Source organism: Pseudomonas sp. PSKL.D1 (genome assembly GCF_028898945.1).
Taxonomy (GTDB): Bacteria; Pseudomonadota; Gammaproteobacteria; order Pseudomonadales; family Pseudomonadaceae; genus Aquipseudomonas.
In genome coordinates this window covers 4,328,345-4,354,177 of record NZ_CP118607.1, presented here as the reverse complement: position 1 = coordinate 4,354,177, position 25,833 = coordinate 4,328,345, and the positions used below count along the sequence as shown (strand labels likewise).

The 25,833-nt window shown below is 62.5% G+C and carries 21 protein-coding genes; 13 read left to right on the top strand and 8 right to left on the bottom strand.

Going from position 1 to position 25,833, the window contains the following annotated elements:
- The first annotated feature begins 87 nt into the window (after positions 1-87).
- The 7 genes from PVV54_RS19315 to PVV54_RS19285 all read left to right on the top strand — a co-directional run bounded on the left by PVV54_RS19315 (position 88) and on the right by PVV54_RS19285 (position 5,009).
- Entirely contained in the window at positions 88-1,059 is a 972-nt protein-coding gene (locus PVV54_RS19315) for a threonine dehydratase (protein ID WP_274906782.1), read from the top strand.
- A gap of 113 nt (positions 1,060-1,172) precedes the next feature.
- Entirely contained in the window at positions 1,173-1,817 is a 645-nt protein-coding gene (locus tag PVV54_RS19310) for a LysE family translocator (protein ID WP_274906781.1), read from the top strand.
- Positions 1,818-1,883: 66 nt separating this feature from the next.
- The gene (locus PVV54_RS19305; RefSeq protein ID WP_274906780.1) at positions 1,884-2,351 is read left to right on the top strand and encodes a GyrI-like domain-containing protein; all 468 of its coding nucleotides are present in this window, start codon (positions 1,884-1,886) and stop codon (positions 2,349-2,351) included.
- A 102-nt stretch (positions 2,352-2,453) separates the two neighbouring features.
- On the top strand, positions 2,454-2,879 hold the full coding sequence (locus PVV54_RS19300) for a YybH family protein (protein WP_274906779.1): 426 nt from the start codon (positions 2,454-2,456) through the stop codon (positions 2,877-2,879).
- A gap of 43 nt (positions 2,880-2,922) precedes the next feature.
- Complete coding sequence (locus PVV54_RS19295) at positions 2,923-3,267, top strand: YciI family protein (protein WP_274906778.1); 345 nt, start codon at positions 2,923-2,925, stop codon at positions 3,265-3,267.
- A gap of 21 nt (positions 3,268-3,288) precedes the next feature.
- A complete protein-coding gene (locus PVV54_RS19290; protein WP_274906777.1) occupies positions 3,289-3,774 on the top strand; it encodes an SRPBCC family protein in 486 nt (161 codons plus the stop codon).
- On the top strand, positions 3,774-5,009 hold the full coding sequence (locus tag PVV54_RS19285; RefSeq protein WP_274906776.1) for an RNA polymerase sigma factor: 1,236 nt from the start codon (positions 3,774-3,776) through the stop codon (positions 5,007-5,009). The genes PVV54_RS19290 and PVV54_RS19285 overlap by 1 nt, the downstream gene beginning before the upstream one ends.
- A gap of 158 nt (positions 5,010-5,167) precedes the next feature.
- Here the strand turns inward: PVV54_RS19285 and PVV54_RS19280 are convergent, their stop codons facing one another.
- Together PVV54_RS19280 and PVV54_RS19275 are read right to left on the bottom strand one after the other, a co-directional pair.
- A complete protein-coding gene (locus PVV54_RS19280) occupies positions 5,168-5,638 on the bottom strand; it encodes a MaoC family dehydratase (protein ID WP_274906775.1) in 471 nt (156 codons plus the stop codon).
- Positions 5,639-5,672: 34 nt separating this feature from the next.
- Positions 5,673-6,617 (bottom strand): alpha/beta hydrolase, encoded by a 945-nt coding sequence (locus PVV54_RS19275; protein ID WP_274906774.1) that lies wholly within the window; start codon positions 6,615-6,617, stop codon positions 5,673-5,675.
- Between the two features lie 208 nt (positions 6,618-6,825).
- Between PVV54_RS19275 and fadD2 the strand changes: the two genes are divergently transcribed.
- The gene (fadD2, locus tag PVV54_RS19270; protein WP_274906773.1) at positions 6,826-8,514 is read left to right on the top strand and encodes a long-chain-fatty-acid--CoA ligase FadD2; all 1,689 of its coding nucleotides are present in this window, start codon (positions 6,826-6,828) and stop codon (positions 8,512-8,514) included.
- A gap of 365 nt (positions 8,515-8,879) precedes the next feature.
- Positions 8,880-10,577, top strand: coding sequence for a long-chain-fatty-acid--CoA ligase FadD1 (fadD1, locus tag PVV54_RS19265; protein WP_274906772.1), 1,698 nt, complete (start codon positions 8,880-8,882; stop codon positions 10,575-10,577).
- A gap of 135 nt (positions 10,578-10,712) precedes the next feature.
- Here the strand turns inward: fadD1 and PVV54_RS19260 are convergent, their stop codons facing one another.
- Positions 10,713-12,020 (bottom strand): NAD(P)/FAD-dependent oxidoreductase, encoded by a 1,308-nt coding sequence (locus tag PVV54_RS19260; protein WP_274906771.1) that lies wholly within the window; start codon positions 12,018-12,020, stop codon positions 10,713-10,715.
- 30 nt (positions 12,021-12,050) lie between these two features.
- A complete protein-coding gene (locus PVV54_RS19255; protein WP_274906770.1) occupies positions 12,051-13,415 on the bottom strand; it encodes a glutamine synthetase family protein in 1,365 nt (454 codons plus the stop codon).
- Positions 13,416-13,833: 418 nt separating this feature from the next.
- Here PVV54_RS19255 and PVV54_RS19250 point away from each other — a divergent pair, with 418 nt between their 5' ends.
- The 3 genes from PVV54_RS19250 (at position 13,834) to PVV54_RS19240 (ending at position 19,718) form a co-directional block, all read left to right on the top strand.
- Complete coding sequence (locus PVV54_RS19250; RefSeq protein WP_274906769.1) at positions 13,834-14,343, top strand: hypothetical protein; 510 nt, start codon at positions 13,834-13,836, stop codon at positions 14,341-14,343.
- A gap of 181 nt (positions 14,344-14,524) precedes the next feature.
- Positions 14,525-18,430, top strand: a complete 3,906-nt coding sequence (gene hrpA / locus PVV54_RS19245) for an ATP-dependent RNA helicase HrpA (RefSeq protein ID WP_274906768.1) — start codon at positions 14,525-14,527, stop codon at positions 18,428-18,430.
- Between the two features lie 166 nt (positions 18,431-18,596).
- Entirely contained in the window at positions 18,597-19,718 is a 1,122-nt protein-coding gene (locus PVV54_RS19240) for a beta-ketoacyl-ACP synthase III (protein ID WP_274906767.1), read from the top strand.
- A gap of 150 nt (positions 19,719-19,868) precedes the next feature.
- Here PVV54_RS19240 and PVV54_RS19235 read toward each other — a convergent pair whose 3' ends face one another.
- Entirely contained in the window at positions 19,869-21,113 is a 1,245-nt protein-coding gene (locus PVV54_RS19235; protein WP_274906766.1) for a putative porin, read from the bottom strand.
- Between the two features lie 227 nt (positions 21,114-21,340).
- On the opposite strand from PVV54_RS19235, the gene PVV54_RS19230 reads away from it, so the two are divergent.
- Positions 21,341-22,471: a GNAT family N-acetyltransferase gene (locus PVV54_RS19230; protein ID WP_274906765.1), complete on the top strand. Its 1,131-nt coding sequence runs from the start codon at positions 21,341-21,343 to the stop codon at positions 22,469-22,471.
- Between the two features lie 101 nt (positions 22,472-22,572).
- On the opposite strand, the gene PVV54_RS19225 is transcribed toward PVV54_RS19230, so the two are convergent.
- The 3 genes from PVV54_RS19225 to PVV54_RS19215 form a co-directional block, all read right to left on the bottom strand.
- Complete coding sequence (locus PVV54_RS19225) at positions 22,573-24,405, bottom strand: ABC transporter ATP-binding protein (protein ID WP_274906764.1); 1,833 nt, start codon at positions 24,403-24,405, stop codon at positions 22,573-22,575.
- Positions 24,406-24,467: 62 nt separating this feature from the next.
- The gene (locus tag PVV54_RS19220; RefSeq protein WP_274906763.1) at positions 24,468-25,025 is read right to left on the bottom strand and encodes a peptidylprolyl isomerase; all 558 of its coding nucleotides are present in this window, start codon (positions 25,023-25,025) and stop codon (positions 24,468-24,470) included.
- Positions 25,019-25,831: an alpha/beta fold hydrolase gene (locus PVV54_RS19215; RefSeq protein WP_274906762.1), complete on the bottom strand. Its 813-nt coding sequence runs from the start codon at positions 25,829-25,831 to the stop codon at positions 25,019-25,021. Before PVV54_RS19215 ends, PVV54_RS19220 begins: the two co-directional genes overlap by 7 nt.
- Between the last annotated feature and the right edge of the window lie 2 nt (positions 25,832-25,833).

Here is a 25,833-nt window from a genome sequence, read left to right as displayed (position 1 = left end):
TTGCCACCCATGCAATATAAGGTTTTACCCATACAATGCCCGGCACTTAGGATCGGATCAACCTCATACCGATGAAGGATGACCACCATGTTCGACCTTGCCGCCCTGCGTGAAGCCGCTGCATTCGTCCACCAGCACGTTCCCGCCACCCCGCAGCACACCTGGCCATTGCTGGCCGCACGGGTGGGTTGCCAGGTTTGGGTCAAGCACGAAAACCACGCCCCCACCGGCGCATTCAAAGTGCGCGGCGGCCTGGTGTATGTGCGCTCGCTGCTGGCCAGCGGCACACCACCCCGCGGGCTGGTCACGGCCACCCGCGGCAACCACGGCCAGAGCATGGCCCTGGCGGCGCGCCAGGCGGGCATACCGCTGGTGATCGTGGTGCCCGAGGGTAATTCGCAAGAGAAAAATGCCGCCATGCGAGCGCTGGGCGCCGAGTTGGTGGAACACGGCGTGGACTTCGACGTGGCCCGTGAAGAGGCAGCGCGCCTGGCTGATGAACTGGGCTATGACATGGTGCCGTCGTTCCACCCGGAGCTGGTGCGCGGCGTGGCCACCTATGCCCTGGAACTGTTCGAAGCGGTACAGGGCCTGGATTGCGTGTATGTGCCAATTGGCATGGGCTCGGGCATCTGTGGGCTGATCCAGGCGCGCAATCTGCTGGGCTTGCAAACAGAGATCGTCGGTGTGGTCTCCAGTGCCGCCGATGCCTATGCCCAAAGCTTCGAGCAGGGCCGCATCGTCACTACCGCCACCGCCACCGCCGACACCTTCGCCGACGGCATGGCCTGCCGCGTTCCTCACCCCGATGCTTTTGCCTTGGTGCAGCAACATGCCGCCCGGATCGTGCGGGTCAACGATGAAGAAATCGCCGATGCCATGCGGGTGTATCACGAAGCCACGCATAACACCGCTGAGGGCGCAGGTGCGGCGGCGTTGGCGGCATTGATGCAGGAGCGTGGGCGCCAGGCCGGCAAGCGGGTGGCGGTGGTGTTGAGCGGGGCGAATGTGGACCGTGAGCGGTATGCGAATGTGCTCGCGGACCGCGAAGTTTCCTGAGGCCTGTGCGCTGTCGGCCAAGTGAGTGAGAAAGGATCGTCATTTTCGTTACACTGCAGCCCGCGCCCCCCCCGCTGCAGTGGCGCTTTCCTCAACACGAAGTCGAGCTTCCAATGCCGTTCTCAAATGGATTTTTGCTGAGCCTTTCACTGTGCCTGGATATTGGCGTGGCCAACATCGCGATGATCACGCTGGCCATGCAGCGGGGGTTCCTCAAAGGCTTCTGGCTGGGCCTGGGCACCTGTGTCGGTGACCTGGTTTACGCCGTGGCGGCGTTGGCCGGCATGACCGTGTTGCTGCAATTCGAAGCCGTGCGTTGGACCTTGTGGGTGGGCGGGTCGGCCATGTTGGTGTGGTTCGCCGTGAAGATGCTGCTGGCGGCCTGGCGGGGCGGGCACATGGAGGCGCAGGGGCAGGTGGTCATCGAGTCGGGCTGGCGCGAGTTTTTGCGCGGGATTTTCCTGGCCATGTCATCCCCTACCGCCATTCTCTGGTTTGCCGCGGTGGGCGGGGTACTGATTTCCCGCTCCGGGGGCGGCAGCATGGTGGACGCGGGCTTGTTCCTGAGTGGGTTCTTCGCCGCAGGGCTCGTGTGGTGCATGGGCCTGTGCAGCATTGCCAGCCATGGCGGGCGCCTGCTCGGCGACCGTCTGCTGACCTGGTCGTATTTGCTGTCGGCGGCGATCTTCTGCTATTTCGCGGTTTATGTGGTGATTTCGGGGTATCGCGAGTTTATCCTTGCCAGCCCACCGCTCTAGGTCAATTTTCGTGGTGCACGGTTGGGCTACGCTATCGCACCAACGATTGACTGTGGAGCAACTGACATGGCCTTGACCCCCGCACGGATAGAGGATGGCCGGGCATTGACCCTGGCCGGTTTTGCCGAACGGTTCAGTATGAGCGACCTCAGTGGCCTGCCTTTGTTGTGGCAGCGTTTCGGGCCGTACATGGGCAAAGTGCCTGGGCAGCACGGGCAGGATGGCTACGGTGTGTGCTACCACCCCGACGAACAGGGCGGTTTCGACTACCTGGCAGGCGTTGAGGTGGTCGACACTTTTGGCCTGCCTGATGGCTTCATCACGCTGAGCCTGGAGCCTCGGCACTACGCGGTGTTCGAGCACCGTGGCAGCCTGCAGGGTTTGAAGGGGACGTTCGATGGGGCATTTCAGTGGCTGGCGCAGTCGGGTGAGCAGCAGGCCCATGCTGCGCTGTTCGAGCGTTATCCGGCAGTGTTCAACCCCATGAACCCTGACGCGGTGATGGAAATCTGGATCCCCCTGCAGCGGAAATAAATTCACTGCCCTGTCGATTTCCCCGGCTACCGTTCGACCAAAGGTTGAAGGCACAGGCCAAACCTGTGCCACACCTTTCAGGAACGCCCGGAGGATCACCCGATGAACACCACCGCCGAAAACGAAATCCGCCAGCTCATCGACACCTGGATGCAGGCCGTACGCGACCGCGACATCCCCGGCATCACCGCACCCTACGCCGACGACATCGTCGCCTTCGATGCCATCAAGGAACTGCAGTTCAAGGGCAAGGCCAACTACCAGAAGCACTGGGAAATGTGCATGAGCTTCTGCACAGGCCCGATGGTGTTCGAGCTTGCCCAACTTACCGTGCATGCCGATGGCGACCTGGGCCTGGCCCACTGGCTCAACCGTTGTGGCCCGGGCGATGACGAAAGCCAATGTGGCTTCATGCGCGCGACCGTCGGCTACCGCAAGTCGGGCGGTAAATGGCAGGTGATCCACGAACACTGGTCGGCACCGTTCGACATGGAAACCCAGAAAGCACTGTTCGATCTCAAACCCTGAGCCACTATCGCCAAACGCACTTTGCCAATGCCTGGAGACGACCATGAAATACCTGTGCCTGGTCTATTGTGACGAGGGGCTGCTGCACAGCTTGCCCGACAGCCCTGAAGACGCCGAGTGCATGGCCTACGCCGAATCGCTGCACGGCAGCGGGCGCATGCTGGCCGCCGAAGCGCTCAAACCGGTGCAGACGGCCACCACGGTACGCATGCGCGGTGGCCAGATGAGCCTCACCGACGGCCCCTTCGCCGAAACCAAAGAGCAATTGGCAGGCTTTTACCTGGTGGATGCCCGGGACTTGAATGAGGCCCTGAATATCGCCAAGGGCATACCGGCCGCGCGGGTAGGCAGTGTTGAAGTGCGGCCGGTGCGCGACCTGCAACCTTGAACCACGCGGAGAACAACAAGAATGACGCTGGAACAACCCAAGGATCATAAACATGAACTGGCCATCAGCCGCCTGATCGACGCACCGCCCAGCAAAGTATTCCGTGCCTGGACCGAGCCCCAGTGGCTGATGCAATGGTGGGGGCCGCATGGCATGACCACCCCGGAGTGCGAAATGCAGTTATGGGTTGGCGGGCTGTTCCGCACCCTGATGCGCGCCCCCGACGGAAGCGAGTTCCCCACCCAAGGCGTGTTTCTGGAAATTGCCGCACCCAGGCGGTTGGTATTCACCGATGCGTTCGGCCCCGGCTGGGTGCCGTCCGAAAGGGCATTCATGACTGCCGTGGTGACCTTCGACGACGAGCACGGCAAAACCCGCTACACCGCGCGTGCCTGGCACTGGAGCGCCGCCGATGCCCAGGCCCATGAAGAAATGGGCTTTCACCAAGGCTGGGGAGAAAGCCTGGACCGCCTGGTGGAGGTGGTGACCCAGCGGATGCCTGACTGATGGCGGCGCTGGCGCAGGTGCGCGCCGAGGTGGAGGCTGTGTACCGGCGTGATTCGCGGCGCATCCTGGCAACGCTGATCCGCCTGCTGGGGGACTTCGACCTGGCTGAGGAGGCCATGCATGATGCCTTCTTCATTGCCGTGGAACGCTGGCAGCGTGACGGCATCCCCGCCAACCCGCGGGCCTGGCTGGTATCCACTGGCCGTTTCAAGGCCATTGACGTGTTGCGCAGGCGGGTACGTTTTGACCGCTCCCAGGCAGACCTGATCATGCTGATCGACGGGCAAGGCCAGGACCCCAGCGAAGAGGAATTGCTGGCCGACGACCGATTGCGGCTGATTTTTACCTGCTGCCACCCGGCGTTGGCGGCGGACGCCCAAGTGCCGCTGACCCTTCGCGAAGTGTGCGACCTGACCACCGAGCAGATTGCGCGCGCCTTTCTGCAGGCCCCTGCAACCATTGCCCAACGCATCGTGCGCGCCAAGGCCAAGATTCGTGAAGCGCGCATTCCGTATCAGGTGCCGGAGATGCAAGAGCTGCCCGAACGGCTCGAAAGCGTGTTGCGGGTGATTTACCTGGTGTTCAACGAAGGGTATTCGGCGTCTTCGGGCGAGGCATTGCTGCAACAGGATTTGACCGATGAGGCCATCCGCCTTGGGCGTTTGCTGGTGCAGTTGCTGCCAGAGCCGGAGGTTGTCGGGCTGCTGGCGCTGATGTTGCTGCAGGCCTCACGCCAGCGTGCCCGTACGGATGCCGAAGGCAATCTGGTGCTGCTTGACCAGCAAGACCGCAGCCTATGGGACCGCGAGCAGATCGAGGAAGGTTGCGAACTGGTTCGGCTGGCGCTGCGCAGCCGGGCATTCGGCGCCTACACCGTGCAGGCGGCGATTGCGGCAGTGCATGCCGAGGCGGAATCGGCCGAGGCGACGGACTGGGCGGAAATTGTCGGGCTGTACGATGTGTTGCAACGGCACTGGCCGTCGCCGGTTGTGGCGCTCAACCGGGCGGTGGCGTTGGCCCGGCGGGATGGGGCGCTGGTGGGGTTGCGGGAGGTGCAGGCGATTCTGGCAGCCGGGGAGTTACGGGATTATCACCTGGCCCATGCCGCGCTGGCCGAGCTGCATTTTCAGCTGGGGCATGTTGAAGCGGCGCGGCAGGCCTGGCAGCAGGCGCTGGCATTGACCCGGCAGGAGCCGGAGCGGCGGCATATAGAACGGCGCCTGCAGGCTTTGTAGGCGCGGCCTTTGTGGGAGCGGCCTTGTGTCGCGAAAGGGGTGCGAAGCGCCCCCAGGATTTTAGCTTCGCCGCAGAAATTGCCGGGGCCGCTTCGCGGCCCTTTCCGACCGGTCCGGCGCCCCGGCAAGGCCGCTCCTACAAGGGGTATTTCGCCGAGTCAGCTAGCCACAAAATTCGGCGGCGATACCAGCTCGACGGTCTGCTGCTTGCGCGGCGCCAGGATCTCGGCCTCGCCCTCGACCACCAGCTCATCGTTCTGGTTGTACACATTGGTGGCGATGCGCACCTTGAACTTCGGCAGCTTCTCGAGCACTTCCAGGCGCACGGTCAGGGTGTCGCCAATCTTCACCGGCTTCTGGAAGCTCATTTTCTGGCCCAGGTAGATGGTGCCAGGGCCAGGCAGGGTGCAGGCTACCGCGGCGCTGATCAGCGCGCCGCTGAACATGCCGTGGGCAATGCGTTCGCGGAACATGCTTTTGGCGGCGAATTCGGCATCCAGGTGCACCGGGTTGTGGTCACCGGACATGGCGGCGAACAGCTGGATGTCACGTTCTTCGACGGACTTCTCGTAGGTGGCCTTCTGGCCGACTTCAAGGGCTTCGTAAGGCGTGTTGGTGACCTGGGTCATCGGGGCTTCCTTAAAAGGCGGGCGAGGGCGCCAATCATTCGCTGCGGGCAGGGCGGCCAAGGGCCAGCGCCTGCTCCAGCCAGGCGAGAATGTCGGCGGTGACCTCGTCCCGATTGAGTTCGTTGAGCACTTCGTGCCGCGCTTGAGGATAGACGCGCAGCTGTACATGTCGATTGCCGGTCGCGCGCAGGGCGTCGGCCAGACGGGTGAGACGCTTGCCGACGCTCACCGGATCACATTGTCCACCAATCACCAGCAACGGCAAGTTCGGATCGATCTGCGCCAGGTTTTTCGCCTGGCTGATCTGCGCCAGGCCCTGCAGCAGGTCCAGCCATAGTTGGTTGCTGCAGCGAAAGCCGCACAACGGGTCATTCACGTACAGGTCCACCTCTGCCGGGTCGCGGCTGAGCCAGTCGAACGCCGTGCGGTTGGGTTTGAAGGCTTTGTTGAACGAGCCGAATGACAGCCACTCGATCAGCGCGCTCTTGCCCAGCGGCCCCTGCCGCCAGCTTTCCAGGCGCGCAATCAGGCGTGCGCTGCGGTACAGCGCGGCCGGCTGAAAGTTGGAGCCGCTGAGGATGGCACCGTGCAGGCTGGCGCTGTGGTGCATCAGGTAAGCCTGGGCGATATAGCTGCCCATGCTGTGGCCGAACAGGAAAACCGGCGTAGCCGGGTACTGCTGGCCACAGTGCTGGGCCAGCAGCGCGAGGTCGTTAAGCAGGGCATTCCAGCCATGTTGCCGGGCGAACAGGCCGAGGCTGCCCAGCTCGGCGGTGCGGCCATGGCCGCGCAGGTCGGGTGCCAGCAACGCATAGCCGGCATCACTCAGGGCGTGGCCCAGGCGCTGGTAGCGCCCGGCATGCTCGGCCATGCCGTGGGCCAGCAACACCACGGCCTTCACCGGCCCGGCCGGCAGCCACTGGTGCACGTAGAGGCTGCAATGCTCGCTGGCAGGCAGCCAGAAGGCGTCGTGGGGCATGGCGAATCCTTTGCGCGAAGGGTACGCGCACAGTGTATGCACAACCGCGCGGATTGCAGGAAGGGCACAAATAAGATTCACAATGTTAATGGCGGCACTTGGCGTGTATGCCACCTTCAACTTACCTGCTAACGTCGGTTCAACGCTTTCTTGCCGTATGGCAAGCAAGGCAGGGATCAAGCAGGTCAAGGCAGAGGAACAATAATAAATGCAAGCCGACTTCTGGAATGACAAACGCCCGGATGGCGTACCTTCCACCATCGATATCCACGCGTACAGCTCGGTGGTCGAGGTGTTCGAGCGCTCTTGCAAGCGCTTTGCCGACCGCCCGGCGTTCAGCAACCTGGGCGTGACACTCAATTATGCCGACCTGGAGCGCCACTCGGCGGCGTTTGCCTGCTGGTTGCAGCAGCACACCGACCTCAAGCCGGGCGACCGCATCGCCGTGCAGATGCCCAACGTGTTGCAGTACCCCATTGCCGTGTTCGGCGCCATGCGCGCCGGGCTGATCGTGGTCAACACCAACCCGCTGTACACCGAGCGCGAGATGCGCCACCAGTTCAAGGACGCCGGTGCCCGCGCGCTGGTGTACCTGAACATGTTCGGCAAGCGTGTGCAGGAGGTGCTGCCCGACACCGGCATCGAGTACCTGATCGAAGCGAAGATGGGCGACCTGCTGCCCGCGGCCAAAGGCTGGCTGATCAATACCGTGGTCGACAAGGTCAAGAAGATGGTGCCGGCCTACAACCTGCCGCAAGCCATTGCGTTCAAACAGGTGCTGCGCGAGGGGCGCGGCCAGGCGCCCAAGCCGGTATCGCTCAGCCTTGATGACATTGCCGTGCTGCAATACACCGGCGGCACCACGGGTTTGGCCAAGGGCGCCATGCTCACCCACGGCAACCTGGTGGCCAACATGTTGCAGGTGCTGGCGTGCTTCTCGCAGCACGGCCCGGATGGGCAAAAGCTGCTCAAGGACGGCCAGGAGGTAATGATCGCGCCCCTGCCGCTGTACCACATCTATGCCTTTACCGCGAACTGCATGTGCATGATGGTCACCGGCAACCACAACGTGCTGATCACCAACCCGCGGGATATCCCGGGCTTTATCAAAGAGCTGGGCAAGTGGAGGTTCTCGGCGTTGCTGGGGCTGAACACCCTGTTCGTGGCATTGATGGACCACCCGGGCTTCAGGCAACTGGATTTCTCCGCACTGAAGGTAACCAACTCGGGCGGCACCGCGCTGGTGAAGGCCACCGCCGAGCGCTGGGAGAGCCTGACCGGTTGCCGCATCGTCGAAGGCTATGGCCTGACCGAAACCTCGCCGGTGGCCAGCACCAACCCCTACGGCCAGCTGGCGCGGCTGGGCACGGTGGGCATCCCGGTGGCGGGCACGGCGTTCAAGGTGATCGATGACGACGGCAACGAACTGCCGCTGGGCGAGCGCGGCGAGCTGTGCATCAAAGGGCCACAGGTGATGAAGGGGTACTGGCAGCAGCCTGAAGCCACCGCTCAGGCCCTGGATGCCGAAGGCTGGTTCAAGACCGGCGACATTGCGGTGATTGACCCGGACGGCTTTACCCGCATCGTCGACCGCAAGAAGGACATGATCATCGTCTCGGGCTTCAACGTGTACCCCAACGAAATCGAAGACGTCATTATGGGCCACCCGCAAGTGGCCAACTGCGCGGCAATCGGCGTGCCGGACGAGCGTTCCGGCGAGGCGGTGAAGCTGTTTGTGGTGGCGCGGGAGGGCGGGGTGAACGTGGATGAACTCAAGGCCTACTGCAAAGCCAACTTCACCGGTTACAAGGTGCCCAAGCACATTGTGGTGCGTGAGTCCCTGCCAATGACGCCGGTGGGCAAGATCTTGCGGCGCGAATTGCGCGACATCGCCTGACACTGACGCGGTCCCCTGTAGGAGCGGATTCATCCGCGATGGGGCGCACAGCGCCCCCCCACAACTCTCAAACAGATCGCCGGGGGCTCTGCGCGCCCCATCGCGGCGGTCCGACGTCTCGGTAAATCCGCTCCTACAGGTGTTTTCGCGACATTTTGGATAATTACTCTAAAAATGACCTGTATTGTTCATTGAGTCATTTTTGTGACCATGAGGCCTGTTTTGGCCTCTAGGCGACCCCTGGCAAAGCTGCTACTCTCGGCGCGCTTTCAGATGATTCGGTTTGCAACGAACCACCATCACATATCAATAATAAGCGCATCGACGCGTACATGAACTTCGCTGTTGCTAAGGAGTGGGCTTCCATGATCGAACATTTTTGGAAGGATAAGTACCCAGCCGGGATTACGGCGGAAATCAATCCTGACGAATTTGCCAACATCCAGGCAGTACTCAAGCAGTCCTGCCAACGCTTTGCCGACAAACCGGCCTTCAGCAACCTGGGCAAAACCATCACCTATGGCGAATTGTATGCGCTGTCCGGTGCCTTTGCCGCCTGGCTGCAGCAGCATACCGACTTGAAGCCCGGTGATCGAATCGCCGTACAGCTGCCCAACGTCCTGCAATACCCCGTAGCCGTGTTCGGCGCCATGCGCGCCGGCCTGATAGTGGTCAATACCAACCCGCTATACACCGCGCGGGAACTGGAGCACCAGTTCAACGACTCCGGCGCCAAGGCCCTGGTGTGCCTGGCCAACATGGCCCACCTGGCCGAAAAGGTGGTGCCCAAGACCCAGGTCAAGCACGTCATCGTCACCGAAGTGGCCGACCTGCTGCCGCCGGTCAAGCGCCTGTTGATCAACAGCGTGATCAAGTACGTGAAGAAGATGGTGCCGGCCTACAACCTGCCGCGTGCCGTGCGCTTCAATGACGCGTTGGCACTGGGCAAGGGCCAGCCGGTTACCGAAGCCAACCCGCAGCCCAACGATGTGGCCGTGCTGCAATACACCGGCGGCACCACCGGCGTGGCCAAGGGCGCGATGCTCACCCACCGCAACCTGGTGGCCAACATGCTGCAGTGCCGGGCGCTGATGGGTTCCAACCTGCATGAGGGTTGCGAAATCCTCATCACCCCGCTGCCGCTGTACCACATCTATGCGTTTACCTTCCATTGCATGGCGATGATGCTGATTGGCAACCACAACGTGCTGATCAGCAACCCGCGCGACTTGCCGGCCATGGTCAAGGAGCTGGGCAAGTGGAAGTTCAGCGGCTTCGTTGGCCTGAACACCCTGTTTGTGGCCCTGTGCAACAACGAAGCGTTCCGTGCGCTGGATTTCTCGGCGCTGAAAATCACGCTGTCCGGCGGCATGGCGCTGCAGTTGAGCGTGGCCGAGCGCTGGAAGACCGTTACCGGTTGCGCCATCTGCGAAGGCTACGGCATGACCGAAACCAGCCCTGTTGCGGCGGTGAACCCGGCCGAGGCCAATCAGGTCGGCACCATCGGTATTCCGGTGCCGTCGACGCTGTGCAAGGTCATCGACGACAGCGGCAACGAGCTGCCGTTGGGTGAAGTGGGCGAATTGTGCGTCAAGGGCCCGCAGGTGATGAAGGGTTACTGGCAGCGCGAAGACGCCACCGCTGAAATCCTCGACCGTGATGGCTGGCTTAAAACCGGCGACATCGCCGTGATCCAGCAGGACGGCTACATGCGCATTGTCGACCGCAAAAAGGACATGATCCTGGTGTCGGGCTTCAACGTGTACCCGAACGAGCTCGAAGACGTGCTGGCCGGCTTGCCGGGCGTGTTGCAGTGCGCCGCCATCGGCGTGCCGGACGAGAAGTCGGGTGAGGTGATCAAGGTGTTCATCGTGGTCAAGCCGGGCATGACCCTGACCAAAGAGCAGGTGATGGAGCACATGCGTGCCAACGTCACCGGCTACAAGGTGCCGCGTTACATCGAGTTCCGCGACGCGCTGCCAACCACCAACGTTGGCAAGATCCTGCGCCGTGAATTGCGCGATGAAGAGCTGAAAAAACAGGGCCTGAAGAAAATCGCCTGACCCCCTTGTGGGAGCGGCCTTGTGTCGCGAAAGGGCTGCAAAGCAGCCCCGGCAATCTTAGCTGCGAAGCTGTAATCCTGGGGCCGCTTTGCGGCCCTTTCGCGACACAAGGCCGCTCCCACAGAGTCCGCGTGATCAGCGTAACTTTTCAAGCATCTGGTAGTACCACATCCCCGCCGCCAACAGCGGATTCCCCAGCAAATCCCCCATCGGCACCTTGATGTGCTTGCACTGGGCAAAGGTATCGAATTTCTCCAGCGTCCCGGTCAAGGCTTCGGCCATGATCTCGCCCATGATATGGCTGGTGGCTATCCCGTGCCCCGAGTACCCCTGGCAATACCAGACGTTGTCCGAAAGTTTGCCCAACTGCGGGATGCGGTTGACCACGATGCCCATCGCGCAGCTCCACTGGAACTCGATGGGCACGCCTTTAAGCGCCGGGAAGGTGCGCTCGATGCAGGGGCGCAGCTCACCTTCGATATCGCGTGAATCCTTGCCCGAGTAATTGGCGCCACCACCGAACAGCAGGCGCTTGTCGGCCGTGAGGCGGTAGTAATCGAGCACGAAGCGGCAGTCGTACACTGCCAGGTCCTGCGGGTTGATCTGCTCGGCCAGCTCACCCAAGGGTGCGGTGGTGACGATGCCGCCCATGGCCGGGAAGATTTTGCCCTTGAGCTGGCGTTTTTCCAGCTTGTGGTACACGTCGCCGGCCAGCATCACCTGGCGCGCTTCCACCCGGCCGTGTGCCGTGACCACGGCCGGGCGCGGGCCATGGACGATGTCCAGCACTTCGGAATTCTCGAAAATCAGTGCACCCAGCGACTGGGCCGCGCGTGCTTCGCCCAGGCACAGGTTCAGCGGGTGCAAGTGCAGGTTGCGCAGGTTCTTGAGTGCGCCCAGGTACAGCGGGCTTTGCAAGTGTTGGGCAACGGCTTCGCGGTCGAGCAGTTGCACCTGGTCACCCATGCCACGGCGCTGGGCTTCGGCCTGAAAGCCGCGCAGTTCGTTCAGGTGCGAAGGCTTCATGGCCGCGTGCAGGTGGCCGCGCTTGAGGTCGCAATCGATGCCATACCGGGCCACCCGCTGTTCGATGATCTGGTGCCCGCGCCAGCGCAGGTGCCAGATGAAGTCATCCACCTCGCTGCCCAGGCGGTCGCGCATCTGGGTGCGCATGGCCTCGTCGCCCGACAGGCTGCCTGTGACCTGCCCGCCATTGCGCCCGCTGGCGCCCCAGCCGATGCGGTTGGTTTCCACCACCGCCACCTTCAGGCCGCGTTCAGCCAGCTCCACCGCCGTGGCCACGCCGGTGAAGCCGCCGCCGATGATGGCCACGTCGACCTGCACCGTGCCCTTCAGTTGCGGGTACTCGGTGTGGTCGTTGAGCGAGGCGCTGTAATAGGACGGCGCGCGCTGGGCCGGGCCGTTGTTTACTGCTGCGTTCATGGGGTGTTCCTTGTTCTTTTGAAATTGGGGTCAGGCCTGGTGCAGGTACCAGCGCCAGTCCTGTTCGCTGACTTCGGCCATGAACTGGCGGTACTCAGCGCGTTTTACCTTCAGGTAAACCCCAAGGAAGGCCTCGCCCAAGGCTTCGCGCGCCCACTCCGAGCGCTCCAGCGCGTCGAGGGCGGTGAGCCAGTCGGTGGGCAGGTGTTCGGTGGCCTGGGCGTAACCGTTGCCCTCGACGGGGGCGCCCGGGTCCAGTTGTTCACGGATGCCACGGTGGCTGGCGGCAAGAATCGCGGCAGCGGCCAGGTACGGGTTGGCGTCGGCGCCGCAGATGCGGTGCTCCACATGCCGGCTGTTGGCCGGGCCGCCCGGCACGCGCAGGCTCACGGTGCGGTTGTCCACGCCCCAGGTCGGCGCAAGCGGTGCATAGCTGTTGGCCTGGAAGCGGCGGAACGAGTTGGCGTTGGGGCAAAACAGCAACAGCGACTCGCGCAGGTGGCGCAGCATGCCGGCCACCGCCTGGCGCAGCAGCGGCGTGCCGGCCTTGTCGTCGCTGGCGAACAGGTTGTTGCCGTCACGGTCGGCCAGGCTCAGGTGCATGTGCATGCCGGTGCCGGCCAGGTTGGCGAACGGCTTGGCCATGAAGCACGCTTGCATGCCGTGGGCATGGGCGATGCCTTTGACCAAGCGCTTGTAGCGCACGGCCTGGTCCATGGCCTCCAGAGCGTCGCCGTGCTCCAGGGTGATTTCCACCTGGCCGGGGGCGTATTCGGAAATCGCCGTGCGGGCAGGGATGCCCTGGGCCTTGCAGGCTGCATAAAGGTCGGCCAAAAACGGCTCGATCTGTTCCAGCTCACGCAGGCCATACACCTGAGTGCTGCGCGGGCGGCCGCCGTCGTTGTCCAGCGCCGGTTGCGGGCGGCCCTGGGCGTCGCGCTTCTGGTCCAGCAGGTAAAACTCCAGCTCGCAGGCCATCACCGGGTAGTAGCCATCGGCCTTGAGCGCATCGATGGTGCGCACCAGCACATGGCGCGGGTCGGCCACGCTGGCCGGCAGGCCCTCGCTGGGGTGCATGCTCACCTGCACGGCGGCGGTCGGCACGCGGCGCCATGGCAAACGCACCAGGCTGCCTTGCAGCGGGTAGGCGCGGCAGTCGATGTCGCCCACGTCCCACACCAGGCCGGAGTTTTCCACGTCGTCGCCGTTCAGGGTCAGGCCCAGGATGGTGCTGGGCAGCGGGCGGCCGCTTTGGTACACCGCCAGCAGTTCGTCGCGGTGCAACAGCTTGCCGCGTGGCACGCCGTTGGCGTCGAGGATGAACAGCTCGAACAGTTCGATATCAGGGTTTTCGTCCAGAAAACGCTGGGCTTGCTCTACAGGTGCAAAGTGCATGGTGGATTCGCTCACGGGCACGCAGGGCCACCGCGCAGGCAAGCGGCCCTATTGGGTCAAACGGCCATACGACGGCCAGGCTTTGTCACAAAGGCGTGAGCGAAATATCCGGTGGGCGCGCGTGACGGCAGTGCCACAGGGCCCAGAAGGCGAGGATGATGTGGACCAGCGGATTTTCCCCGGCGCGGGTCCGAGCCTTCGCAAGCGAAGGGCGGGATACCGGTGGGGCGATGGGCTGGACGGGGGTCATGCCTTTGATACTCACATGCGGCTCAAGGGTTATTAAAGCAGTGAATGGCAACGTTTACGTTGGGAATGGCTAAACATTTGTGTTGCCACCGTGGCTTTACTGCCTTGGCAGGGCCCTCTTGTTAACTGATAACTATGCCAGTTATCAAGATTGATGAGGTGCCAATAATTGACTGCACGTGCGGTTAATAACGGCGAGGGTAGGAAAATGGCGAGTGATCGGAATAGAACTGCAGGTGAGTTGAAGAAGTTAGCCGGGGCTTCGGGCAAGCAGGGTAAAAAACTCTCATCCAGGCAGAAAAGTAATTATTTAACTGCCTCTTTGATAGGCGACAAACATGTTGAGTTCAAGGCCGACGAAATCGAATGGCGGGGCGCAGGCTCGGGGTATGTCGTTATCGTAGGTTCCAGGAATGGCGTGCATCCTCAGGACCTGAATCTCAATGTTGGTTTCTTTGACGATTTGGAAGTAGGGGTAAAACATCGCTTCAGCGACCCCTTCCCGAAAGTCACACTGGGCATCAGTGGCGATATCTGGGCGATTGAAGGTACGCTGGTACTGACGTCTTCGGAACTCAACCACTACAAAGGTACATTTGAAAATGTGGTGCTGGACCGGGACGCTGGGTTCAGAGAAATTACGTCCGGTTCATTCGAAGTGTTCAGTGACCCCGCCTAGCGCTTGACCCTTCCGAAAACGGCAGTCTGCCGACGGCTACGTGTACGTCGAGGCTGACCGGACGTTCGCTCCCACAGGCCAGCATGGCCAGCAAATGCCCGGCAAATCTGCGACAATCCCCCCCTACCCAAATGCCGATCATGAAAAAGCTGGCCCTACGCCCGCACCACTAAAAAGCCCCATGACTGACCACGCCATCGACAAGCTCCTGCAAAACCTCGACCACGCCATGATTGCCGACCGCCACCGCCTGCGGCGGCAGTTGCATGAACTGCGCAAGCGCCCTGACGAGGCCAAGCTTGCGCAGTGGGTGGAAAAGGTGCAGGCCTCCTGCGCCCAGGTCACCGCGCGCCAGCAGAGCGTGCCGCACATCCGTTACGACGACAGCCTGCCGATTGCGGCCAAGCGTGACGAAATCAAGAAGGCCCTGGCCGAAAACCAGGTACTGGTGATTGCCGGCGAAACCGGCTCGGGCAAGACCACCCAGTTGCCGAAAATCTGCCTGGAACTGGGGCGTGGCAGCCACGGTTTGATCGCCCACACCCAACCCCGCCGTATTGCCGCCCGCAGCGTGGCGGCGCGGGTGGCCGAGGAGCTGGGCACGCCGCTGGGCGGCCTGGTGGGCTACCAGGTACGTTTCGAGGACCAGAGCGACGCCAACACCCTGGTCAAGCTGATGACCGACGGCATTTTGCTGGCCGAAACCCAGCATGACCGCTTTCTTGAGCGCTACGACACGATCATCGTCGACGAAGCCCACGAACGCAGCCTGAACATCGATTTTTTGCTCGGCTACCTCAAGACCCTGCTGCACCGCCGGCCGGATTTGAAGTTGATCATCACCTCGGCCACCATCGACCTGGAGCGCTTCTCCAAACACTTTGACGGCGCGCCGATCATCGAGGTGTCTGGCCGCACCTACCCGGTGGAAACCTGGTACCGCCCGCTTACCAGCGAGCAGGACGAAGAGGGCAACCAGATCGAGGACGACCTCACCGTCGACCAGGCGATTCTTGCCACCCTGGACGAGATTGCCCAGCACGAACGCGGCCAGGGCAAAGGCCCGGGCGATGTGCTGGTGTTTTTGCCCGGCGAGCGGGAAATCCGCGATGCCGCCGAAATCCTGCGCAAGGCGCAATTGCGCCATACCGAAATCCTGCCGCTGTACGCACGCCTGTCACCGGCCGAGCAGCAGCGCATTTTCCAGAGCCATGCCGGGCGCCGCGTGGTGCTGGCCACCAACGTGGCGGAAACCTCGCTGACCGTGCCGGGCATCCGCTACGTGATTGACACCGGCACCGCCCGCATCAGCCGCTACAGCTACCGCGCCAAGGTTCAGCGCCTGCCGATCGAGGCGGTGTCCCAGGCCAGCGCCAACCAGCGTAAGGGCCGCTGCGGCCGGGTAGAACCGGGCATTTGCATCCGCTTGTACAGCGAAGACGACTTCAACGGCCGCCCGGCGTTCACCGACCCCGAGATTTTGCGCACCAACCTGGCGGCGGTCATCCTGCAGATGCTGCACCTGCGCCTGGGCGCCATCGACGCATTCCCGTTCATCGAGCCGCCAGACGGCAAGGCCATCAGCGACGGTTTCAACCTGTTGCAGGAACTGTCGGCGGTCAACCGCGAGAACCAGCTGACGCCGCTGGGCCGCCAACTGGCGCGCCTGCCGATCGACCCGCGCCTGGGCCGCATGCTGCTCGAAGGCGCCCGCCAGGGCAGCCTGCAGGAAGTGCTGATCGTGGCCAGTGCGCTGTCGGTGCAGGACGCCCGCGAACGCCCGCCCGAGCGCCAGCAGGCCGCCGACCAGGCCCACGCCCAGTGGAAGGACGTGGACTCGGACTTCGCCGCGCTGGTCAACCTGTGGCGTGGTTTTGAAGAACAGCGCCAGGCCCTGACGGCCAACCCGCTGCGCAACTGGTGCCGCAAGAACTTCCTGAATTACCTGCGCCTGCGCGAATGGCGTGATGCCCACCGCCAGCTGGCGCTGATTTGCCGTGACTTGCAGTTGTCGGTGAACAAAGAACCGGCCGACTACCAGAAAACCCACAAGGCCATCCTCAGCGGCCTGCTCAGCCAGATCGGCCACAAAACCGAAGAAGGCGATTACCAGGGCGCGCGCCAGCGGCGCTTCTGGGTGCACCCGTCCTCGGGCATCGGCCGCAAGCGCCCGGCCTGGGTGATGGCCGCGGAACTGGTGGAAACCACCAAGCTGTACGCGCGCATGGTGGCCAAGATCGAACCCGACTGGATCGAGCCGCTGGCCACCCACCTGGTCAAGAAAAACCACTTCGAACCGCACTGGGAGAAAAAGCGCGGGCAAGTGGTGGCCTACGAGCAAATTACCCTGTACGGGCTGATTCTGGTAGGCCGCCGCCCGGTGCACTTCGGCCCCATCGACCCGGTAACCTCCCGTGAGTTGTTCATCCGCGAGGCGCTGGTGGGTGGCGAAATCCAGTCGCGGGCCAAATGCCTGTCGGCCAACAAGCGCCTGCTCGAGACACTGGACGAACTGGAAGCCAAGGCGCGCCGGCGTGACATTCTGGCCGACGAAGAAACCCTGTACGCCTTCTACGAAGCGCGCTTGCCGGCAGAGATCCACCAGACCGCGACCTTCGACAGCTGGTACCGCATGGGCAGCCAGAAGGACGCCAACCTGCTGATCATGCGCGAAGAAGACGTACTGGCCCGCGAGGCCAGCGAAGTCACCGCCGCGCAGTACCCCGACAGCCTCAAGGTGGGCGAACTGAGCCTGCCGCTGAGCTACCACTTCGAACCGGGCCACCCGCGTGACGGCGTTACCGTGCGGGTGCCAGCGCCGCTGTTGCCGAGCCTGCCGGGCGAGCGCCTGGAATGGCTGGTGCCGGGCTTGCTGGAAGCCAAGTGCGTGGCGCTGATACGTAACCTGCCCAAGGCGCTGCGCAAAAACTTTGTGCCGGTGCCGGACTTCGTCAAGGCATCGCTGGCGCGCATGGCCTTTGGCCAAGGTGCACTGCCGCAGGCGTTGGGCCAGGAACTGCTGCGCATGACCGGTGCGCGGGTGTCGGACGAAGCCTGGGCAGAATCCATCAGCCTGGTGGAAGGGCACCTGCGCATGAACATCGAGGTGGTCGATGGCCAGGGCAAGTTCCTGGGCGAAGGCCGCGACCTGGCCGAGCTGACGGCGCGCTTTGCCGCCGCCAGCCAGGCCGCACTGGCGGTGCCGCGCAACGAAAAGAGCGAGCAGCCAGTGCAGGCCAAAGCCTTCAGCGAAGTGAAGCAAACCGCGCAACAAAAGATCGCCGGGCTGTCGATGACCGTTTACCCGGCCCTGGTCGAAGAGGGCGGCACGGTGCGCGAAGGGCGGTTCTCGACCCAGGCCGAAGCCGAGTTCCAGCACCGCCGGGCGTTGCAACGCTTGCTGCTACAGCAACTGGCCGAACCTGCCAAATACCTGCGCGGCAAGTTGCCAGGCCTGACCGAGCTGGGCCTGTTGTACCGTGAGCTGGGCCGTATCGATGCGCTGGTTGAAGACATTCTGCTGGCCAGCCTCGACAGCTGCATCCTCGAAGGCGAAGCCACCTTGCCGCGCGACGGTGCAGCACTGGCCGGGCTTGCCGAACGCAAGCGTGGCAGCTGGGCCGAGCATGCCGAACGCCTGGCGCGCCAGACGCTGGAAGTGCTCAAGCTGTGGCATGGCCTGCAAAAGCGCTTCAAGGGCAAGATCGACTTGAGCCAGGCCGTTGCCCTGAACGACATCAAGCAACAACTCGCCAACCTGGTGTACCCGGGCTTTGTGCGGGAAACGCCGGGGGTGTGGTTCAAGGAATTGCCGCGCTACCTCAAAGCCGTGGAATTGCGCCTTGAAAAGCTGGGCGCCCAGGTACAAAAGGACCGAGTGTGGAGCGGTGAGCTGGGCAACTTGTGGGCGCAGTACAAGGCCCGCGCCGACAAGCATGCCCAGGAGGGCAAGCGCGACGAGCAACTGGCCCTGTACCGCTGGTTGCTGGAAGAATACCGGGTGTCGTTGTTTGCCCAGCAGTTGGGCACCAAAGTGGCGATTTCCGACAAGCGTCTCAGTAAACAGTGGGCGCAGGTGGAAGCCTAACCGCGCGAAGTTGTGGCAATATTGGTGCAATTTCGGGGGCCGCGTTGCGGCCCTTCGCGGGGCCAGCCCGCTTCTTCGGGAGCTGCCCTTGCCTACGACTTGGCACTAAAGTGCCATTATTCCAGCCAGCGCCCCGTGGCGATGGCCTTTTACCAGAGGAACGACCGTGCATAACGTCGTGATCAGCGGCACCGGCCTGTACACCCCGGCCCAGAGCATTTCCAACGAAGAACTGGTAGCCTCGTTCAACACCTGGGCGGAGCAATTCAACCGCGACAATGCCGCCGCCATCGAGCGTGGCGAGGTTGAGGCAGCGCCGCTTTCGGATGCGGCGTTCATCGAAAAGGCCTCGGGCATCAAAAGCCGCTTTGTCATGGACAAGGCCGGCATCCTCGACCCGCAGCGCATGAAACCACGGTTGCCAGAGCGCACCAATGAAGAGCAGTCGATCCTCTGCGAAATGGGCGTGGCTGCGGCGCGCCAGGCGCTGGAACGCGCTGGCCGCACAGCAGCCGATGTGGACGGCGTGATCGTCGCTTGTTCCAACCTGCAGCGCCCGTACCCGGCCATTGCCATCGAAGTGCAGCAGGCGCTGGGCATCGAAGGCTTTGCGTTCGACATGAACGTGGCCTGCTCGTCTGCCACCTTCGGCATCCAGACCGCCGCCAACAGCGTGCAGTTGGGCCAGGCCCGTGCCTTGCTGGTGGTGAGCCCGGAAATTTGCACCGGGCACCTGAACTTCCGTGACCGCGACAGCCACTTCATTTTTGGTGACGCCGCCACTGCCGTGCTGGTGGAGCGTGCCGACCTGGCAACCTCAAAGCACCAGTTCGACATCGTGGGCACCAAGTTGACCACCGTGTTCTCCAACAACATCCGCAACAACTTCGGCTTCCTGAACCGGGCAGCGGAAGAGGGTGAGGGCGCGCGCGACAAACTGTTCGTGCAGGAAGGCCGCAAGGTGTTCAAGGAAGTTTGCCCGATGGTGGCCGACGTGATCGGCAAGCACTTGGGCGAGAAGAGCCTGCAGCCGTCCGACGTGAAGCGCTTCTGGTTGCACCAGGCGAACCTGAGCATGAACCAGTTGATCGTCAAGAAGCTGCTGGGGCGTGATGTGGCGGTGGAAGATGCGCCGGTGATTCTGGACCGGTATGCCAATACCAGTTCGGCGGGGTCGGTGATTGCGTTCCACCTGTACCAGGATGACTTGGCCACCGGGTCGCTGGGGGTGCTGAGTTCGTTTGGTGCCGGGTATTCGATTGGTAGTGTGATTTTGCGTAAGCGCTGAGGGCCTCATCGCGGATAAATCCGCTCCTACAAGGATTGCGTGTAGGAGCGGATTCATCCGCGATGCGGCGCGACAGCGGCGCCAAAAAAAAGCAGGAAGCGCCGGATGGGGTCGGCACTTCCCGCTTTGCTTTGAAGCAGACCAGGTAGCTTAGAACTTAGCTTCCAAATCCACCTGCAGGGTGTCTACATCAGCATTGCTGTTAGGCAGCTGCGACAGGTCGGTCTTGGCCATCAGGTAAGCCGCGCCCAGCGAGAAGTTCTTGTCGATTTCGTAACCCACCTTGAACTTGTGGCCGCGCGAACCGGTGTAGCCGTTGCCGAAGTCGGAGTCGGTGAACAGGCTGACCACCGCGTTACGCTGCACGTCGCGGTAGTTGTAGTCCAGGCTCCAGGCGCCAACCTTGGTCTTCAAACCCGCCAGCCAGGCCTGGTCTTCGCCGTCGGTGCTCTCGGTGTTTTTCACGTACTGGCCATAGGCCGACAGTGGGATGGCAAAGCCGGTGAAGTCGACTTGGCCAAAGCCTTCCACCAGGTTGAACTCGTTGGTGGTGTTGCCGAACGACTGCAGAATGGCGGCTTCTTTATCGTTGTCGTAGCCGTAGATGCTCGCACCCACGGTGACTTTCAGCGCATCAACCGGCGCGAACTTGGTACCCAGCTGAGCGTGGTACACCTGGGCGTCGTGCTTGTACTGCACGCCGTCGCCGTCAACGTTGTCCTTGAGGGTGTACTGGCCGGCGCTGGCGAACACTTCGGCACCGCCCAGGTCAGCCTTGTAGGTAGCGGCCACGCCTTCCGGGTTGATGTCGCTGTCCCAGATGATGTCGCCCATGTTCACCCAAGGCTGTTGCATCTTGCCGCCAATCAGGTGCAGGTTGGGGATGGCGGTGGGGTGCCAGTCGAGGTACGCCAGGTCAACCCACAGCGACTTCTTGTCGAAGTAGTTGTCGAAGCTCTGGTTGGTCGAGCGGCGGTCGGCGCTGCTGCCGGTGGCAATACGCACGCCAGCGTCCACTTGCGGGTTGATTTCGCTGTAGAAGCCGACGCGGGCACGCACGCGCTGGCGGTCCTGGTTGCCGCTGCTGCTGTTCGGGTCGTCAACGTTGACGTCTTCGTAACGCAGGCGCACATCGCCTTTGACTTGGGTCTTGGCGGCCCACGCCACTTTCTGTTCGAAGGAGCTCATGCGCTCGGACTGGGCTTTCTGAGTGGCCTTTTCCTTGGTTTCCTGGGCCAGGTCGCCCTGCAGTTCGTTGTACTGCGCCTGGTTGATCGAGCCGTTGGCGCGGAGCATTTCGAGCAGCTTGGCGTCGACAGCAGCACTGGCCGGAGTACTCAGAGCCAGCATCAGGCCGGTGAGGCTCACTCCGGTAAGTGTAGAAACAAGACGCATAAGGTTCTCCCTACTTGAAAAATTTGGGGAGGCTCAGCGCCCGCCCCCATGTTGGCATGTCGCCGGAAAGGGCCTGAATAGACAGGTTCTGGGGTTCCGGAAAACAGGCGCAAGTATTGCGGGGGCGAATGACAGAATAATGTCTAATTAGTGGCACTGCGGTTAAGTAATTGAGTAAAAACAGCGAGTTCCGTAATACTGAACCCTTCGCACAGCGAGTCGAAAACGTGACCAGCCTTTACAGCCTTGCCCACCTGCGTGACCTGCCAGCGGCGACTTGGGATGCCTTGGTGCCTGACGGCCAACCGTTCTTGCGCCATGCCTTTTTGAGCGCCATGGAAGACAGCACCAGTGTGGCCCCGGCCACCGGTTGGGCCGCCGAGCACCTGGTGCTGGAGCGTGACGGGCAGGTGCGTGCGTTGCTGCCGGCGTACCGCAAATGGCACTCGTTTGGCGAATACGTGTTCGACCACGGCTGGGCCGATGCCTGCGAGCGTGCCGGTATTGCCTACTACCCCAAGTTACTTGGAGCGGTGCCGTTCAGCCCGGTGAGCGGGCCGCGCCTGCTGGCGGCTGACCCGGCGGACGGGCTGCTGGTGTTGCAGGCATTGCCCGAGTACCTGAGCAAAGGCGGGTTGTCTGGCGCGCACATCAACTTCACCGACCCCGCGCTGGACGCCCAGATGGCCGGCTTGCCCGGCTGGATGGAGCGGGTGGGGTGTCAGTTCCACTGGCGTAACCCTGGGTATCGGGACTTCCAGGACTTTCTCGACACCTTGAGCTCGCGCAAGCGTAAGCAGATGCGCAAAGAGCGTGAGCAGGTGGCGGGGCAGGGCATCGACTTCCGTTGGTACCGAGGGGGCGAACTGGATGAGGCGCAGTGGGACTTTGTGTACCGGTGTTACGCCAACACCTACGCAGTGCGCAGGCGTGCACCCTACCTGACGCGCGAGTTTTTCAGCCTGCTGGCCGAACGCATGCCCGAGGCGCTGCGTGTGGTGATGGCGCGCCAGGGTGGGCGAGATGTGGCCATGGCCTTGAGCCTGGTGGGTGGTAGCAGCCTGTTTGGGCGCTACTGGGGTTGCCTGGATGAGTTTGACCGGCTGCATTTCGAGACGTGTTTTTACCAGGGCATGGACTTTGCGATTGCCGAAGGGCTGCAGCGGTTTGATGCCGGGGCGCAGGGTGAGCACAAGCTGATTCGGGGGTTTGAGCCGGTGTTGACGCGCTCGTGGCATTACCTGCTGCACCCGGGATTACGGCGGGCGGTGGGGGATTTTCTGGAGCAGGAGCGGGAAGGCGTACGCGCGTATGCCGAAGAGGCCCGGCAAATGTTGCCCTACCGGCAGGCCTTGTAGGAGCGGATTTATCCGCGATCACCGGCACAGCCGGTGCCAGCCACCGCGTCGCCTGCATCGCGGATAAATCCGCTCCTACAAGGATTGCGTTGTCACCGGAATCAGTCCACGCCTACAAACCCGCCGGTCTGGTGATGCCACAACCGGGCATATAGCCCCCGCTGCTGCAGCAATTCACTGTGGCTGCCACTCTCGACAATCCGGCCTTTGTCCAGCACCACTAGCCGGTCCATCTTGGCAATGGTGGACAGCCGGTGGGCGATGGCGATGACGGTCTTGCCCTGCATCAGCGTTTCGAGGCTTTCCTGAATCGCGGCCTCGACTTCCGAATCCAGCGCCGATGTGGCTTCGTCCATGATCAGGATTGGCGCATTTTTAAGCAGCACCCGGGCAATGGCAATGCGCTGGCGCTGGCCGCCCGACAGCTTCACGCCACGCTCGCCCACATGCGCATCAAAGCCGGTGCGGCCCTGAGCATCGGAAAGCTGCGGGATGAACTCGTCAGCCCGCGCACGGCGCACCGCCTCGTGCAAGGCCGCCTCGCTGGCACCCGGGCGCCCATACAGCAAGTTGTCGCGGATCGAGCGGTGCAGCAGTGAGGTGTCCTGGGTGATCATGCCGATCTGCGCGCGCAGGCTGGCCTGGCTTACGCTGGCAATGTCCTGCCCGTCGATCAAAATCTGCCCGCCCTGCACGTCGTACAGCCGCAGCAGCAGGTTGACCAGGGTCGACTTGCCCGCCCCGGACGGGCCGATCAGTCCGATTTTTTCACCCGGCCGGATGTTCAGGTTCAACCCTTCAATCACGTTGCTGGCCTTGCCGTAATGGAAGTCCACATCCCGAAAATGCACCGCGCCACGGGTAACCTTCAGCGCAGGCGCCTGGGGCTTGTCGGTCACGGTCACCGGCTGGGCGATGGTTTGCAGGCCGTCCTGGACCATGCCGATGTTCTCGAAAATGCCGTTGACCACCCACATGATCCACCCGGCCATGTTGATGATGCGGATCACCAGGCCCGTGGCCAGGGCAATGGCACCCACGGTAATCAGCGACTGGCTCCACAGCCACAACGCAAGCCCGGTGGTCACCACCACCAGCAGCCCGTTGAGGGTGGTGATGACCGCATCCATGCTGGTGATCACCCGTGACGCCAGCTGGGTTTTTTCGGTTTGCTCGCGAATGGCCTCGCGGGCGTACTGTTGCTCGTGGTCGGTGTGGGCAAACAGCTTGAGGGTGGCGATGTTGGTGTAGCCATCGACGATGCGCCCCATCAGCTTGGAGCGGGCATCGCTTGAGATCACCGAGCGCTCCTTCACCCGTGGCACAAAGTAGTAAAGCGCGCCGATGTAGGCGGCGATCCAGGTGAGCAACGGCAGCATCAGGCGCCAGTCGGCCTCGGCGAACAGCACCAGCGCGCTGATGGCGTAGATCAGCACGTGCCACAGCGCGTCCACCGCCTGCACGGCGGAGTCGCGCAGGGAGTTGCCGGTTTGCATGATGCGCTGGGCGATGCGCCCGGCAAAATCGCTCTGGAAAAAGTTAAGGCTCTGCTTGAGCACGTAGTTGTGGTTTTGCCAGCGGATCAGGCTGGTCATGCCGGGGCTGATGGTTTGATGCACCAGCAAATCGTGCAGGCCAAAGAAGATCGGCCGCAATAGCAGGACTACCACCAGCATCCAGATCAGCTCGCCGCTGTGCTCGCTGAAAAAATTGGCATTGGGCGTGCCTTGGGCAAGGTCGATGATGCGGCTGAGGTAGCTGAACATCGCCACCTCGATCAGTGCCGCCACCAACCCCACTACCAGCAGGGCAAGGAAGCTTGGCCACACCTGGCGCAGGTAATACAGGTAAAACGGCCATACCTGGGTGGGCGGCGACTCGCTGGGCGCGTCGCGGAAAATATCGATCAGTTGTTCGAAACGGCGGTACAGCATGGGTGACAAGACTCCTGTTCTACCCGGCCCCAGGCGGTTTCACGTCCCTGTGAAGCCTGCGGTCAGTCGATGCGTTTGGCCGACTTGATAAATACCGGGTCTGCCGGTACATCGCGCATGCCCTTTTTCACGGTAGTGGGCGAATTGACGATCTGGTCGACCACTTCCATGCCCTTGGTCACTTTGCCGAACACGGCGTAACCGGCGTCACGGCCCGGGTTGAGGAAGTCGTTGTCGGCCACGTTGATGAAGAACTGGCTGGTGGCCGAATTCGGGTTCGAGGTGCGGGCCATCGACAAGGTGCCACGGGTGTTCTGCAGGCCGTTGCTGGCCTCGTTGCGGATCGGGTCATTCGTATTTTTCTGCACCATCTGTTCGGTGAACCCACCGCCCTGGACCATGAAGCCCGGAATCACACGGTGGAAAATGGTGTTGTTGTAGAAGCCGCTGTCAACGTACTCAAGGAAGTTTTTGGTACTGACCGGCGCCTTCTCGGCATTGAGCTCGATTTCGACCTGGCCGAAGCTGGTGTCCAGCAATACGTGCGGGGTCTTGTCGGAGGCCATGACGCTGGTGGCGAAGGCAACCGAGCAGGCGGTGAGCAGGAGTTTTTTCAGCATGGGCTCAAAGATCCTTGAGAGGTGGAGGCGGCTGCCAGAAACTGCAGCAAAGTCTGGTTGAAAACCTCGGGTTGATCGAGGGGCGTAGCGTGCCGGGAATCGTCGATGACTACCAGCCTGGCATTGGGCATCAGGGCCACATAGCGCTCTTTCAGTTGTATCGGGGTGTAATCGTGGTCGGCGGCGATCACCAGCGTGGGACAGCGGATTTGCCCGATGCGTTCCTGCACGCCCCAGTCGACGATGGCGTCGAAGCTTTTGAGGTAGGCGCGTTTGTCGTTGCGCGCCCAGCGCTGGGCCATCTTCACGCGCAGGTCCGCTTGGCCGGGTTTTGGGAACAGGCGCTCGGCCAACCCCTTGCCGACCGTTTCAACGCTCAGGATGCGCGCCAGGCCCCAACGCTTGAGCCACCACAGCCAGTCGCTGCGGGTGCGGCGCTTCACCTCGGGGGCGCTGTTGACGATGCACAAACTGCGCAGCCACTGCGGGTGGTCAACGGCGAACTGAAAACCCACCATGCCACCCATCGACAGGCCCACGAAATGCACCGGCCCGGTTTGCAAATGCTCCAGCAGGGCCAGCAGGTCTGCGCTGAAGGTGGCGATGTGGTAGCCGTCGCGGGGCTTGTCGGAGCGGCCGTGGCCACGGATGTCCATCAAAATCACCCGGTAATGACGGCTTAGCTCGGGCACCTGCAGCTCCCAGTCCTGGCAACTGGAGCCAAGGCCATGCAGCAACACCAGGGGCTCGCCCTGGCCATATTCCTCGTAATGCAGCGCGCATCCTTCGTGTTCGAAATAGGCCATGG

What these genes read in the sequence shown, in the direction of transcription:
- PVV54_RS19315 (WP_274906782.1), top strand. Translation starts at nt 88, where the DNA reads ATGTTCGACCTTGCCGCCCTGCGTGAAGCCGCTGCATTCGTCCACCAG.
- PVV54_RS19310 (WP_274906781.1), top strand. Translation starts at nt 1,173, where the DNA reads ATGCCGTTCTCAAATGGATTTTTGCTGAGCCTTTCACTGTGCCTGGAT.
- PVV54_RS19305 (WP_274906780.1), top strand. Translation starts at nt 1,884, where the DNA reads ATGGCCTTGACCCCCGCACGGATAGAGGATGGCCGGGCATTGACCCTG.
- PVV54_RS19300 (WP_274906779.1), top strand. Translation starts at nt 2,454, where the DNA reads ATGAACACCACCGCCGAAAACGAAATCCGCCAGCTCATCGACACCTGG.
- PVV54_RS19295 (WP_274906778.1), top strand. Translation starts at nt 2,923, where the DNA reads ATGAAATACCTGTGCCTGGTCTATTGTGACGAGGGGCTGCTGCACAGC.
- PVV54_RS19290 (WP_274906777.1), top strand. Translation starts at nt 3,289, where the DNA reads ATGACGCTGGAACAACCCAAGGATCATAAACATGAACTGGCCATCAGC.
- PVV54_RS19285 (WP_274906776.1), top strand. Translation starts at nt 3,774, where the DNA reads ATGGCGGCGCTGGCGCAGGTGCGCGCCGAGGTGGAGGCTGTGTACCGG.
- PVV54_RS19280 (WP_274906775.1), bottom strand. Translation starts at nt 5,638, where the DNA reads ATGACCCAGGTCACCAACACGCCTTACGAAGCCCTTGAAGTCGGCCAG.
- PVV54_RS19275 (WP_274906774.1), bottom strand. Translation starts at nt 6,617, where the DNA reads ATGCCCCACGACGCCTTCTGGCTGCCTGCCAGCGAGCATTGCAGCCTC.
- fadD2 (WP_274906773.1), top strand. Translation starts at nt 6,826, where the DNA reads ATGCAAGCCGACTTCTGGAATGACAAACGCCCGGATGGCGTACCTTCC.
- fadD1 (WP_274906772.1), top strand. Translation starts at nt 8,880, where the DNA reads ATGATCGAACATTTTTGGAAGGATAAGTACCCAGCCGGGATTACGGCG.
- PVV54_RS19260 (WP_274906771.1), bottom strand. Translation starts at nt 12,020, where the DNA reads ATGAACGCAGCAGTAAACAACGGCCCGGCCCAGCGCGCGCCGTCCTAT.
- PVV54_RS19255 (WP_274906770.1), bottom strand. Translation starts at nt 13,415, where the DNA reads ATGCACTTTGCACCTGTAGAGCAAGCCCAGCGTTTTCTGGACGAAAAC.
- hrpA (WP_274906768.1), top strand. Translation starts at nt 14,525, where the DNA reads ATGACTGACCACGCCATCGACAAGCTCCTGCAAAACCTCGACCACGCC.
- PVV54_RS19235 (WP_274906766.1), bottom strand. Translation starts at nt 21,113, where the DNA reads ATGCGTCTTGTTTCTACACTTACCGGAGTGAGCCTCACCGGCCTGATG.
- PVV54_RS19225 (WP_274906764.1), bottom strand. Translation starts at nt 24,405, where the DNA reads ATGCTGTACCGCCGTTTCGAACAACTGATCGATATTTTCCGCGACGCG.
- PVV54_RS19220 (WP_274906763.1), bottom strand. Translation starts at nt 25,025, where the DNA reads ATGCTGAAAAAACTCCTGCTCACCGCCTGCTCGGTTGCCTTCGCCACC.
- PVV54_RS19215 (WP_274906762.1), bottom strand. Translation starts at nt 25,831, where the DNA reads ATGGCCTATTTCGAACACGAAGGATGCGCGCTGCATTACGAGGAATAT.